General features: G+C 34.8%; 7 protein-coding genes and 1 pseudogene. All 8 read right to left on the bottom strand.

What is annotated here, in order from left to right:
- Positions 1-5 precede the first annotated feature (5 nt).
- A complete protein-coding gene (locus IPK14_26580; protein MBK7996805.1) occupies positions 6-707 on the bottom strand; it encodes a hypothetical protein in 702 nt (233 codons plus the stop codon).
- Positions 708-762: 55 nt separating this feature from the next.
- A complete protein-coding gene (locus IPK14_26575) occupies positions 763-1,929 on the bottom strand; it encodes a HEAT repeat domain-containing protein (GenBank protein ID MBK7996804.1) in 1,167 nt (388 codons plus the stop codon).
- Entirely contained in the window at positions 1,920-2,786 is an 867-nt protein-coding gene (locus IPK14_26570; GenBank protein MBK7996803.1) for a TIGR02452 family protein, read from the bottom strand. The genes IPK14_26575 and IPK14_26570 overlap by 10 nt, the downstream gene beginning before the upstream one ends.
- Positions 2,787-2,840: 54 nt before the next feature.
- Positions 2,841-4,820, bottom strand: coding sequence for an SUMF1/EgtB/PvdO family nonheme iron enzyme (locus tag IPK14_26565; GenBank protein MBK7996802.1), 1,980 nt, complete (start codon positions 4,818-4,820; stop codon positions 2,841-2,843).
- Positions 4,821-4,858: 38 nt separating this feature from the next.
- A complete protein-coding gene (locus tag IPK14_26560; protein MBK7996801.1) occupies positions 4,859-8,275 on the bottom strand; it encodes a serine/threonine-protein kinase PknK in 3,417 nt (1,138 codons plus the stop codon).
- Positions 8,276-8,388: 113 nt separating this feature from the next.
- Positions 8,389-11,175, bottom strand: a complete 2,787-nt coding sequence (locus tag IPK14_26555) for an amidohydrolase family protein (GenBank protein ID MBK7996800.1) — start codon at positions 11,173-11,175, stop codon at positions 8,389-8,391.
- A gap of 7 nt (positions 11,176-11,182) precedes the next feature.
- Positions 11,183-12,178: an amidohydrolase family protein gene (locus tag IPK14_26550; protein MBK7996799.1), complete on the bottom strand. Its 996-nt coding sequence runs from the start codon at positions 12,176-12,178 to the stop codon at positions 11,183-11,185.
- Positions 12,179-12,580: 402 nt separating this feature from the next.
- A pseudogene (gene hemB, locus IPK14_26545) lies at positions 12,581-13,550 on the bottom strand (porphobilinogen synthase).
- Between the last annotated feature and the right edge of the window lie 81 nt (positions 13,551-13,631).

Below are 13,631 nucleotides of genomic sequence, written 5' to 3'. Positions count from 1 at the left end.
ATACATTAACCATTTACTTTTCCAAATAGTTTATTTTGTATTTCTAAACAATCTGCCACATATTGCTTATGTTCTTTAGAATTAATACCTCTATAAAAAATGTCATTTTCAATCCAAAACCTATAAAAAATGTCATTTTCAATCCAAAACCTATAGATAAACTCCTTAAAACTAGGAGCGCAAAAACAAATATCTTTTTGCTCAAGGTCTATTCCAGTAGGTGTACTTAAATCATATAAACCTTTATTATACATTTCGTCCTGAGAGTCAAAACCACAATAACTTTGAGAAGCAACAATAAAATGTTCCCCTGTTTTATCAAAATAAAGATTCCAAAATGGGGAACCATTTGAAAGAAAAGTTATTAAAAATCCTTCGTATTTTCCTATAGTTTTTTCTGCGTAATTAGGCAAAGTAAAATAACAATCTGTGCAAGATTGTATTCTATAATGTAATTCTTGATTTTTAACAAATGTTGTAAATGATTCAGGAAGTTTGATGTTAGTTTGGGCTTCTATTTGAAATAACCTAGTTGTATTAAAGGTTTCATTGCTTATTTTATAATCATTTCTTGGCTTTTTTTCTAACCACTTAAATTTTTCATCTAGCTTTGCTTTTATAGGTGGTATTTCTTCATAAGCGATTCGTTGATAAGTTACATCAATTTTTCTAAAAGGAAGGTTTGTTGTCCACCAAGCTTTTTCCATTCTAAAAAACCTCTTAATTGTTAAATTTTGCAATATTTAGTATTAATAGAAGACTTTATCTATTCTCGACTATTGATATAATTTCTTCTAATTTATTTGGATGGTATTTATTAAAATAATAGCTAGCCATTTTATTTTTTTTTAACACTTTAAGTAATGCTGGAAGGGTTTGTTTATCACTTATTTTAGCTAAAGTCTCCAAAGCTGCACAATAAACATCAAAATCTTCATCTTCCAAAGCTTTGCTTAAAGCAGCTATAGCAAGTTTGTCTCCTATTTCAGCAATTTGACCAAGTGCATCTATGGCGAAGCTACGAACATTGTGATCTTTATCTTCTACAGCTTTGTACAATATAGGGATTATTTGTTTAGCCAAAGTTTTATTTTCTCTTACAATTTCGGCTGACATTTCAATAGCAGTATCATACAAGTCATAATTAGCTTCTTCCAAAATTTTTATAAAAATATTTGTAGTTTTAGAATTTTTGAATATCTCCAATAGCCTTAAAGCATTAGCACGCGCATAAGGTGAAAAATTTCCTTCAAATATTTTAATTAGAATATCTTGAAACGTTAGCTTATTTGAAAACAATGCTTTATTTGCCCTAACTATTTCTACTAATCCTAAAGCAGACTGTTCACGCACAATTTTTTCGCTGTCGTCTAAGGCTTTTATAAAAATAGATAAAATCTTTTCTACTTGTATATTTTGTTTTACTTTATCATCAACACTATTATATTCATTTATTGTTAATTGCCTTACTATAGCTTTCCATTTTTCTAGTGTCATTTCTTTAAGTGTTTTTGCTGCAAAAATACGAACTTGACCACTGCTATCTTCTATGGCTAAAACTAAAGCTAAAATTGCTTCTTGGGTTAAATTTGAAAATTTACTTAGCACATAAGCAGCTTTAGCACGAACATTTTTATTTTTATCCTGCAAAGCTTTAACTAAATTTGGTATGGTTTGAGGACTTTTTATCTCCCCTAATGCAACTATAACCATAGAGCGAACTTCCGCGCTAGTGTCATCTAAAGCTTCAACTAAAGCTGCTCTAGCTTTTGGGCTTACTAGTTCTGTTAAAGCTTGTGCAGCAGCAAGACGGACATCTTTACTCTTATCTTTTAAGCTTTTTATTAACAAATCTATTGCATTAAAATCATCTTTTTCTACTAATTCTCTTATTATTTTTATTTTTTCTTCTTTATTTCTTAAATCCATATTTTATTATAGTTAACTTTGAGAAAATCTTCTTTGGAAAGCCGAAAAAGTCCTTTTTCTTGGCTATTATCATAAATACCAAAAACAACACGATCAAAACAACCTAGAAATTGCTGATTTGCAAGCCAATTAGCAAAAACATCTGCAACCATAGCAGGAGAATTACCAAAAACCCCACACCCCCAAGCACCTAAAAGCAGATTACGATGTTTGTTTTCCTCAGCAATAGCTAAAACTATGCCTGCTCTATGTTTTAAGGTTTGCTCCACTTCTAACCATCTTGCTTTGCTATCTTCTGTGTGGCGGATATGCTGACCTGCATTTGGTGCAGGTGCTGTAATTACTGATGCTAAGAAAAAATCTTCTAGTAGTTCTCGGTTTCTGCTACGAAAAAACGGTACTTTAGGCGAATAAATTACATGATCAGTATAAAGTAAAGATTCTTGCCTACGGTTTACTTCATAATATAAAGGTTGTGTGAGCAAACAAGGATAAAGCCCCGAACACCTAGAAATATCTTCTTCCTGTGCTTTTGCTCCATTGATAAAGCCTCCGCCAGGATTTCTTGCTGAAGCAAAATTAAGTAACACAAGGTCATTACAGCCTTCTTCTTGAACCAATCGTTTAGCGGCTACCTGTGTAGTTTCATCAGTAACTTCAATTTTTGGAAGCTTTTTAGAAGAATTATTATTTTCTTTATTAAGCAATTGTTCTGCTTTTTCTGGTGTGTAAAGAATCGTGTTTTTAACAGCTAAAAGCTGCTCTTGCTTAAAGTTAACTACTTTTCCAGAAGGTGTAAGAAATTTTCCTTCATCTAAAATTGCTAATGTTTCTTTTGCAATACCTTTAAGGGACATAATTTTATCTTTTCTAATTCTAAAAAACTTATTCTGTTTAATAATGAAAAAATATCATTTAACTACTTTCACAACTCGAAAACCTAGATAATTAAGTGAGCGATTTGTAGGGATAAAGTTCCGAAGTGCTGATCTACAGTAGTTGTTTGGATAATACCAACTACCTCCACGAACAACTTTAGCATCTCCTGAATTAGCACCTTTTGGATCTACCACCAAGTTTTCTGGATATTCTCCATACCAATCATTACAAAACTCATAAATATTTCCATAAATATCATATAATCCCCAAGGATTTGGCTGTTTTTGCCCTACAACCTGTGTTTTATTTTCAGAATTTTTGTCATACCAAGCCATTTGTTCTAAATTATCAGGATATTCATTTTTATTTCCTGCACGGGCAGCATATTCCCATTCTGCTTCTGAAGGTAAACGATATTGATTACCTGTTGCTTTTGATAATCTTGCACAAAATTCTATAGCTTCATCCCAACTTATACTTTCAACAGGTAGTAATTCTCCTTTAAATTTTGCTGGATCTGCTTTTAGATGAATATTTATTGTTGGCAGCGCAGCTACAATACGCCATTGTGCTTGCGTTACTTCATATTTACCTAAATAAAAATCAGATAGCTGTACTTTGTGCAGTTTTTCATCATTGTTATGGTCTTTTTCTGTCGCAGGTGATCCCATTTCAAAGACTCCTCCTGGTATTTTGACCACTTCTAGTTTTATATCCCCTCCTAGGTCTTCTATATATATTTCATTTCCGTTATTGTCATTATTAATGGTAATTTTTTCATTTGTTACTTCAATTTTAGGTTGCTCTTTCGCTATTAGCCTCCCATCTTGAAGGTAGAAAGGGATTTTTTCTTTAACAATAACTAAAACTTCTGAAGGAGGTCTATTTTCTACATCTATTTGCCAAATCTTTGCTTCTTTGTCCTCACTAGCAGTAACAACTTTTTTTCCTTGGTAATCAAAAAATCCGCTTGACAAAGGCCCTTTGTGACCTACTAAAGCAACTAAAAATCTACCAGTAATTTTTTCCCATATTCTTAAAGTGCCATCATAAGAATTAGTAATAATTAATTTTCCATCTGGGCTAAAATTTCCATTAATAATATCCGCAGTATGCCCTTCTAAAGTAGTAATTAATTTTCCTGTTTCCGCTTCCCAAACATATGCTTTAGAATCACTGCTAGTAGTTAAAATTGTTTTTCCATCTGGGCTAAATTTAGCATCCGTTACAGCTAATTGATGTTGTTCTAGGCTGTAAATTAGATTTCCATCTTTTGCCTGCCAAACTTTTGCCGTTTTATCTAAACTTGCTGATATAAGAAGTTGGCTATTTGGACTAAAAGCAAGAGCTATTATTCCAGATTTATGTCCTGTTAGAGTATTTTTTAATTTCCCTGTGGCACTCTCCCAAACATTTACTGTTTTATCACCACTAGCAGTAGCTATTGTTTTCCCATCTGGACTATAACAAACAGAATATATTACTCCTTTATGCTGGACTAAGTCATTGATTAGTTTACCTGTTACAGTATCCCATATTTTAGCGTTATGGTCATAGCTTATAGTAATAATTTGTTTCCCATCTGGGCTAAATATAGCTTTTAGTAATCCATCACTATGACCATTAAAAGTTTTTATTAAATTACCTGAATTTGTATCCCATAGACAGGCTGTTTTATCTAAACTAGAAGTAACTAAATACTTGCTATCTGGGCTAAAACTAGCAGATGTTACAATATCTTGATGGCCTTTTAGTATAAAAAGCTCTTTACCATCAGTTGCTTGCCAAATCCTTACGGTTTTATCTTTGCTAGTTGTTACTACTAAACTATTATTTGGGCTAAATATAGCCATTGTTACTATGTCTGTATGGTTAGATAGCGCAATAGTAGGTCGATTTTCTGCTTTTGCTAAAGCAACAGAAAGCATATATTTAAGAGCTAAACTATCTTTTCCCTTTGCATAAGCTTCACTTAAATAAACAGCCGCCCCATCCAAATTACTTTTTAGCATTTCTTGACGGCCCTGCTCCTCATAAAGTTCTAAGGTTTCTAATAATTGTTTTTTTGTTCTTTGTTGTTGATAAAAAGTAAAGCTACACCTATAACTAACATAGTAATTGCACTTACAACAAGCCTTCTTCTTAACCTTTGGCTATAAGTAGCTTCTTGTAAACTCATTGATGCAAATTCTTCTTCTAAATTTGTCAATTTTCCTTGATAGCGTTCTCTCCACAACTGATATTCTTTTAGTGCTTCATCTCGCCAAAGTAGCCCTTTTGGACGATTTCTTTCATGCCATTGCTGGGCGGCTATTCTCAATTGATCTCTAAGTCTTGCACCTTCAGCCATTTCTTGCCGCCAATTAATAAGACGAGGCCAACTTGATAATAAAGCTTCATGCACTAATTCTATGCGCTCTGTTCCTTTTTCCCCTTCTGCACTAACCAACAAGCGATTATTAATTAATTTTTCTAGCACAATTTCACTATCTTTATTACTTCCTAAAAGCTCTAATAACTCTTGTCTAGTCAAAGTGGTACGAGTACCTTCACTAGTTATTAAATGCCTAAAAGCCTCTTTTACTAAAGAGCGTTCTGATTGAGACATCTGTTCTATCATACTTTCAGCATGACGAGCTAAAGCACCCCCAACACCTCCCATAGATTCATAGGTTTTGCGTCGTATTTGCTTAAATTGTTGATCTCTAAACTCCCATAATTTTGCAACCGTAAACGCTAGCAAAGGTAAAGCACTAGCCTCTTGCTTAACAGTTTGAACTATTTCTTTTGGCAATTCTGAATCTTCAAATACATAATTTAGCTTTTTAGCTGGTTCTACTAGGATTCTAAGAAGATCCATAGTTTCTGGAGTAGTAAGTAATTCTAGATTCTGGGTAATTTTATCTTGTAACCCTGATAATGATTTAACTTTGATCAAAAAGTCATCTCGCAAAGTAATAATAATGCGAATAGGCTCTTCTTCAGAATAAGCTGCATTAGATAAATATTTTGCATATAGCTGCTGTTCATCTTTATCTGAGCATAAAGTAAAAAGTTCTTCAAATTGATCAACAACCAACAAAATAGAAGCATGTTTGTTTTTAGCAACATCTTGTAAAACATAGCTTAAAAATTTTTCATCGTTTTTTAGATGATTAAACTTATTAATATTAAATTCTTGTTTATCTAGTTTTGCTAGTAAATTTGCTATAGGTGTTACTGATGGTCTAAGAGTTACTGTTAGCCAATTTTTTCCTAAATTTGGAATAATTCCAGCTTGAACAAAAGAACTTTTACCTGTTCCTGATGGGCCAACTATAGCCAAAAATGGAGTTATTTTTAATCGATTTAGTACACTTTCTATTTCTCTTTCCCTACCATAAAACAAATTAGCATTTTCACTCTTAAAGGTAGTTAATCCAGGATATGGAGATTCTTCTATAACCAAAGTAGTTTGTTTTTCTTCTTCAGTAAAAAATACTTCTTTTAACCATTGCCAAGGAGCTTCATCCTCTTTCTCAAAACCAGATGGCAAAGAAATCAGCTTTGCCGATTGTCTACCATTTCCTTCTAACAAAAATAATTCTTTGTTTTGTCCCAAAGATGGACTAGCAATTTGTACTAAAGGCCAAAGAGAAATTATTATATTACCCTCAGCATCTGTTAGGGTTGGATGGTCAACTACAAAGTTTTTGCCCTTTAATGAAATTTTTGTTTTATTGAGTTTGATAGCACCCATCCATTTTTCCCCAATTGATTGAATTTCATCATTAGGAATCACTAAATAATAATTATTCAAAAAACTTACAGCAGACAAAAAGTTTGTTAGCTCTTCTAAAACAGGTACTAAATCCTGAGTCAGTTGCTCTTCTTTTTTAATAATAGTGTGGGTTTGTGTTAAATCTAGTAAAGCTACCAAACTGCTATTTAACTTTTTTGGTATTTGATTATCGCTTGTTAAAAATAAAGCTACTAATTCTGGGATTGGATGAAGGTCTTTTTGGCTAGCAAAAGGATTGCAAAGAACCCCAATAAAACTAATCCACTCACTTTCACTTAATCCTGATAGACGTAATTTCTTAATTGTAGCTAAAATATTTTCAGAATCTTTATTGATAAGTTTGGTGTTTCTATGGCTGATAAGTGCTAAAAGTCCTAAATATCGGATTACTACACGAAATACTACTAAAATGTTATCTCTTAATTGAAAAGCATTTCTTGCAGCATTCAAATTAGCTACAGACTCAGCAATTGGCCTAGGAGCATCATTTAGTATTTCTGAAAGTAATAAATTATTTAATTGTGGTAAGTTATATGGTTCTTCATTAAATGAAACAGCTATTTTAATTTCTTGGGAAAATTCTAAAGCACTTTGATAACGTTCTTTAGGATCTTTTGCCATTGCCTTTGCTAGAACCCAAGACAGTTTTTCAGGAAAACCCACATCTAGTGCTGGCACAGGATCATTAAGATGTGCTGTCATCAAAGCTATGCCTGAGCCTTTGAATGGAGCTTTAGAGGTAAGTATCTCATAAGCAGTTACCCCTAACGCATATATATCACTTGGTATACCTACTTTAACAGCACCTTTCCATTGCTCTGGAGACATATATTTAGGTGATCCAACAACTCCTTTTGTATGTGTAATAGGTTGATTTGAATCTATTAATTCATTATCTAAAGCTGTTTTACTAGCTATATTTTTTTTATGGGCATCTTCACTAATTAGAGTCATAGCGTTTGAATTTTCATCATCGTTTACTATTTCCTGTTTTGGCTCTTTCTCCGTTGTAGGTTTTTGTAATGCGGTGACTTGACTAGCATCTGATGATTTTGGAAAATCACTTAATAAGGTTCTTTCTCCTGTACCTGCATCAGATCCACTAGGTAATAAATTGTTTGTTTCCTGAGAGATATCATTATTTTGTGCTATAGCATTACTTATCAAAGACAAATCTTTAGCAATACCAAAATCTAGCAATTTAGGTAACAATCGACCAGCACGAGAAATAACCATAATATTAGCAGGTTTAATATCTCGGTGAATAATCCCTAATTCATGTGCTGTATGTATAACTTCGCAAATTTTATCAAAAAGAGGTATAAAACGATTTAGTGGCATTGCTCCATTAAGTTTTAACCAAGTATCTAAAGTAGTGCCTTGCACCATTTCCATAGCAATCCAAAGCAATCCATCCGGCTCTGCACCAAATGAATAAACATGCGCACAATATGGGTGTTCTAGCCGGGAAGCTAGGTGAGCCTCTCGCTTAAAACGCTCAAGTATATTTTGGTTAGTTCGATGTCTAGTATGAAGGATTTTTATTACTGCTTTACGGGCTAAAATAATTTGAGTGGCTTTATAAACAGCACCAAAACCACCTTCACCTAATTTTTCCTTAACCAAAAAATCTCCCAATTTGCGCCCAATTATTGGATCTGTAGAATTTACAGCATTTAGAGCCATGCTTATCTCTATTGAAATATTTATTAACTATTTTACTTAAAACAAAAAATTAAAGAGTAGACTAATTCTAGCCTACTCTTTAATTTTTAGCTTCTGTGCTATTTTATAACACATTAATACTTAGGACGGTTATTGTATTTTTCATAAAGTCGATAATGTTTATTATTGTTTAATTTAACTTCTCGACCATCGATATATTCAGCTAAAATTTTTGTTCTAATTTCTAAAGGATCTCCTGTAGTTAAAATCAAGCTAGCTGATTTGCCTACTTCAATTGACCCTAAATTAGCACCTAAACCTAGAATTTCTGCTGGATAAAGTGTTACTGCTTTTAAGGCTTCCTCTTTGGGTAAACCAAAGGCTGCTGCCATAGCTGCATGATAAGGTAAGTTACGGCTAAATGCTGTGTCAAAATTACCTCCAGATGTAGCAATGCAAAACTTAACACCTTTTGAATGTAGCTTTGCAGCAACAGCATATGCAGTATCATAAGGCTCGTCGTCCCGCGCTGGAGTGTTAAGAATCCCTGTAATAATTACTGGAATTTGTTTTTCTTTTAGCAGGTCAGCTACACGCCAAAGATCTGTTGAACCAGCTAAAATCATCCTTATTCCTTCTTCTTCAGCCCATTTGATTGCATTTTTTATCTGACGTGTTTCCTCAGCATGAATAATTACAGGTGTTTTACCTGTAATAACAGGAATCATTGCTTCAAGGTTAGAGTCTACCTTAAAAGTTTTAGCCCCTGCTTTACCAGCAGCATTTTTTGCTTGTAAGTAAGCTTCTGCATCTTCAAAAGATTTTTTGATTGACTTAAGATTTCTCTCATAAGCTTTCTTACGCTCTTCTTGTTGGGTTAGCTGTGTTGGGTCGGTAGTTGGTCGCGTTGGTGGAGGTATAGCAGGCCATTGGATATGCAGCGCAATATCTCCTCCAGCACGTAAATCTTCCCAAGTCCAACCATCTAAACGAATTACCGCCGATTTACCGCTAACTAAACCTCCTTCAGGACGTGTTAGCGCGTGAGTAATTCCATTAGCACGGGTTACAGGAATTAATTCTGAGTCTGGATTAACAGCTATTTCTGTGTTGACATTAGCATTAATACTACCTATTTCTGCTAAATCTACACTCCCACTAACAGAACCAATTTCTATTAAACCTAAAGAAGTATTAGCAGCAATTAAACCTGGATAAAGATGTTTACCTTTGCCATCAATAACTTTTACTCCTTTTGGTATTGGCAAATTAGTCCCAACAGCCTTTATTTTTCCTTGTTCACAAATCACTGTACCATTAGTAATTGCTGCTCCGCTAACTGGATGAACTGTTGCACCAACAATAGCAAATGACTCGCTAGTTTTTGATAATCGGTCTTGATAATTGATTTGCTGTGCAGATGGAACTTGACGCTTTGGTTTTGTATTTTCTGTTTTAGCTTCTGCTTTATCTTCTACTTTTTTATCAGCCTCTGGCTTTGAATCCTTGTTATCAGATGTGGGTTTGTCAGCTTTAGATTTATCTAGCTTTTTATTTTCAGCCTTAATTTTTTCAATTAGATCTTTACGTTCTTGTTCAATGGAATCACGTTCGGCAAGGTCTGCTTGTCGGTCAAATTCCTTAGCACCATCTACCCAAGTTTGTTCTGCAACTGAGTAAACAGAAAGTGGATGACCTGACCAAATAACAAAATCAGCATCTTTTCCTACTTCTAAAGAGCCTACACGATTGTCTATTTTAAGTTGTTTAGCAGGGTTAAGAGTTACAAACTTAAGTGCTTCTACCTCATCCAGACCGCCATATTTAACAGCTTTAGCAGCTTCTAAATTCATTCGTCGGGCTAGTTCGCCAGAATCAGAATTAAAGGAAACTAGTACACCGCGACTATTCATAATAGTTCCGTTGTAAGGAATTGCATCATAAGCTTCTAACTTAAAAGCCCACCAATCACTAAAGGTTGAGCCGCCAACCCCGTGTTGTGCCATTTCGTCAGCAACCTTATAGCCTTCTAGAACGTGTTGAAAAGTTGTGATGCGAAAACCAAATTCTTCTGCTAGGCGAATTAGGGCTAGAATTTCATCTTGACGATAACAATGAGAATGCACTAAGCGTTTACCCTGTAAAATTTCTGAGAGCGCATCTAGCTGTAAGTCTCGTCGAGGTGGTTGCTGACGTGCTTTTTCTGAATCATTTAATTTATTGTAGTCGTCCCATTCTTTCATATAGTCACGTGCAGCTAAGAATTTTTCCCTTACTAATTCTTCTACACCCATTCGAGTATTAGGATAGCGTCTTTCTGCTCCTGGAGGATTAAAATTTGAGCGTTTAGGATTTTCACCTAACGCAAATTTAATTCCTGCTGGTGCATCCTTAAATAACATATCTTCCCTAGTAGCATTCCATTTAAGCTTAACTACTGCATTTTGACCACCAATAGCATTAGCCGAACCATGAAGCACATTAGCAGCAGTTAGACCACCAGCTAATTGGCGGTAAATATCTGGATCTTCCATATCAATAACATCATCAACTCTTACTTCTGGACTAATGCTATAAACAGCTTCATTTACCCCACCGCGTGCGGCTGAATGGCTATGACAATCAATTAGCCCTGGGGTTAAGTGTTTTCCTGTAGCGTCAATAACTATTGCCCCTGCTGGTGGAGCTATATTTTCTCCAATTTCAGCAATTTTCCCATTACGAACTAAAAAGTCAGCCTTCTGTAAAAGACCTTGTTTAGCCATAGTCCAAACGGTAGCATTTTTAACTAAAACAACTGAAGATTTAGCTTGCTCGGCTTTTTGTTTTGCATTTGGTGATTTGGTTTGAGCCAAAGTAATTGGATAAAACAAAGTGATAATTAAAAAGAAACAAATTATTTGTGCAACTGTCTTTTTCATAGATTTTCTATTCCCCTTCCTTTGGTTCAGCCGCTTCTGGCAACATTGGCTTTTTGCTATCTTGCTCATATTTAACACCATCAACAAAGATATTTTCTATTTTGGTTTTTTCTCCAAAAAGCTCACCATTTGCAACAATTAAATTAGCAATTTTGCCTTTTTCAAGTGTGCCTAATGAGTTAGAAACGCCCAAGATTTCTGCTGGTGTTGTGGTAAAAGCCGCTAGCACATTGTCTAGTGAAAGACCTGCTGCAATTATTTTGCGAATATTTTTACTAAAATCTGCTTTATTTCTTAAGTTATTAGTAGTAAACGCAAAGCGAATACCTGCATCAAAAAGGCGTTTAGGATTTTCTGGAGCGTTTACATAACGACGTAGTTCTTTTAATGAAACATTTGTGGCTTCGTCTGCTTCATCTATTTTTGGTTTGTCAGGAAAAGCAACAGATAAAACAAAAGTTTGTTTTAAGCCTTTTATGTCTTCTAAAAGCTCCCATTCATTGCCAGAGCTAGAAATTATAGTATTTAAGTTAAATTCTTTAGCTAGTCTATCTGCTAATAAAATATCTTTGTTATCTGAAAGTTCAAAAACAACTAATCTAGAGCGATTTAACACAGGAACTAAAGCATCAAAAGCTGTTGATTGCTCTGGTCGTTTCATTCCTATAGGGTTGGCTTTATAGCGTTCTTGCCAAGTTTTATAGCGATTTGCATCTAGCATTGCTTGTCGAAAAGCCGCTACAGCACCAAATAAGCTTGATGGATAACTAGCACCAAAAAAACCAAATTCAAAAGCAACATGTTGAGCAACAGCATCTCTTAAAATCAGGTTAGAAACAGATGTGGTTTCTTTTAAGTTAATTAAAGCACTTTCGCCACGAAAGATGCCTGTTTCAGGAGTTAGCAATACTGTAGTAATGCCTAAACTACGATAAGATTCTAAATCTTTATTTTCCGCTTCAAAAGGAATAAGCTGTTCGCTAACTCGATTTTCTGGCCGCACTCTAGTTAAAGGGTGTACGGCTCCGGCTGCGGGTTCATTTCGTTGTGCTTGGGTAGCTTGAGCCGCCGCGCCTCTAGTAGTTGGACTTGCAGCAATTCGACGTAAATTCTTAAGCCCAACATTAATATCAATTAAGCCAAGGATAGATGGTTTTGCCAGCTAAATCTATTTCTACAGCATCAGCAGGAACAGTAATATTTGCTCCAACATCTTCAATTAGTCCATCACGTAAAACAATTGTTCCTTTTTTCAATAACTTTTCCTGGAGCAACAACAATTTTAGCATTGGTTAAAGCATAGATTTGTGGGCGTTCAGCATAAACATAACTTGTAGTTATAAACAGACAAATTAATAAAATTAATAGCCTAGTAAGTTTCATGATTTATTTTCCCTATAAAAAATTAAAGTTGGCGAGCAGCTTCTTTAGCATAGTAAGTTAAAATCAGGTCTGCTCCAGCACGTTTAATAGAGGTAAGAGTCTCCCCACATAATCCGGGTTTCATCTAACCAACCCATTTTTGAGGCAGCTTTAATCATTGCATATTCACCGCTTACTTGATAAGCAGCTAGTGGTAAATCGCAGCGTTCTCTAAGCCGGCTTAACACGTCTAAATAAGCTAATGCAGGTTTTACCATTAACATATCAGCACCTTGTTCTAGGTCTAGCATTGCTTCTATCATTGCTTCGCGTGAGTTGGCTGGATCCATTTGATAAGAACGGCGATCGCCAAATTGGGGCGCACTTGCAGCAGCTTCACGAAATGGGCCATAAAAGCCCGAAGCATATTTTACAGCGTAGGAAAGTATAGGAATATGTTCAAAATTGTTTTCGTCTAAAGCCTCTCTGATAGCTTCAACAAAACCATCCATCATATTAGAAGGGGCAATAATGTCTGCTCCTGCCTGAGCTTGTGCTACAGCAGCCTTAGCTAGTAAATCTAACGTAGGGTCATTTAAGACATCATTATCTGCTACTACTCCACAATGTCCATGATCAGTATATTCACATAAACAATTGTCGGCAATTACAACTAAATTTTTTACTTCTTGTTTTAAGGCTCTGATAGCCCTTTGTACAATACCTTGTTCGGCAAAAGCATCTGTGCCGTGAGGGTCTTTTTCCTTTGGCAAGCCAAATAAAATTACTGAACGAACCCCAAAACTATGTGCTTCTTGTGCTTCTTTTACTAGCTCATCAATGGAAAGGTTATATTGACCTGGCATAGAGCTAATTTCCCGCCGTATACCTTCACCTTCACAAACAAATAGAGGATAAATAAAATCATTTGGCGTTAAATGTGTTTCTCGTACTAAAGCGCGGATAGTTTCGCTACGGCGCAAGCGTCGAGGACGATTAATTAAATTTCTCATATATTCCTTTTTGTAAATTTAACACCCTACCCTAAAGGACAGGGCTATTATCAAATGTCACTATGTGACATCAAATAGTTT

The organism is Blastocatellia bacterium (assembly GCA_016713405.1).
GTDB lineage: Bacteria > Acidobacteriota > Blastocatellia > Chloracidobacteriales > JADJPF01 > JADJPF01.
This window is presented reverse-complemented; position numbering and strand designations above follow the sequence as displayed.

Bases quoted from the DNA above. Each gene is read 5' to 3' on its own strand.
- IPK14_26560 (MBK7996801.1), bottom strand. From the start codon at position 8,275: ATGGCTCTAAATGCTGTAAATTCTACAGATCCAATAATTGGGCGCAAA.
- IPK14_26565 (MBK7996802.1), bottom strand. From the start codon at position 4,820: ATGCTAAAAAGTAATTTGGATGGGGCGGCTGTTTATTTAAGTGAAGCT.
- IPK14_26580 (MBK7996805.1), bottom strand. From the start codon at position 707: ATGGAAAAAGCTTGGTGGACAACAAACCTTCCTTTTAGAAAAATTGAT.
- IPK14_26575 (MBK7996804.1), bottom strand. From the start codon at position 1,929: ATGGATTTAAGAAATAAAGAAGAAAAAATAAAAATAATAAGAGAATTA.
- IPK14_26555 (MBK7996800.1), bottom strand. From the start codon at position 11,175: ATGAAAAAGACAGTTGCACAAATAATTTGTTTCTTTTTAATTATCACT.
- IPK14_26570 (MBK7996803.1), bottom strand. From the start codon at position 2,786: ATGTCCCTTAAAGGTATTGCAAAAGAAACATTAGCAATTTTAGATGAA.